This is a genomic window from Flavobacterium sp. AK-301 (assembly GCF_058310215.1).
In genome coordinates this window covers 1-588 of the sequence record NZ_JBZEES010000049.1, presented here as the reverse complement: position 1 = coordinate 588, position 588 = coordinate 1, and the positions used below count along the sequence as shown (strand labels likewise).

Here is a 588-nt window from a genome sequence, read left to right as displayed (position 1 = left end):
TGATTTCAAAAGGCACTTCGCATTTATAGGTATGCTTATTTTTAGAAACAGTAATATTGGTCACAAAAGTACCATTTAACCTAAATAATCCGATACGGGTAGTATTATCTGAAGAGGGAGCATATATCTGAAAAGGCTCTTCTACATCTACCTGAAAAAGATTATCTTTTGCAGTTTTCAGCTGTAAATGTTTTAATATGGTTGCTGTTTTTAAATTAGCTCTCGCTGCTCCCAAAACGGTAATAGGTAACTTGTCAATTAAATGCGATCCCAGTGTGCGTACAATCACTTCTTTCTTTCCGCCTTTTTCTATATACGGCTGAATAATATACTTGCCTTTTGAGATGTTCTCCGGTATTTTACAATTATAATCCTTCCCTTTTCCGGAAAGGGAAATAGCACTATAAAAAACACCGGTATTATCAAACAAGCCTATTTTTACCTGTTCCTGATTTTTTGAAACCATTGCCTGAACCTGAAATTCCTTACCTGCTGCTACTTCATAAAGATACTCTGTTGGTGTTTGTATCACTAAATGATCTTCTAACTCTTCTTTTCTGTTATCTTTTATCGTTATACGATATTCTA

1 protein-coding gene is annotated in these 588 nt (G+C 34.4%); it reads right to left on the bottom strand.

Annotated features, from left to right (window positions below):
* Nucleotides 1–588, bottom strand: a 588-nt coding sequence (locus AC4FQX_RS15190) for a hypothetical protein (RefSeq protein WP_491168566.1), incomplete at both ends; no start/stop codon positions are given.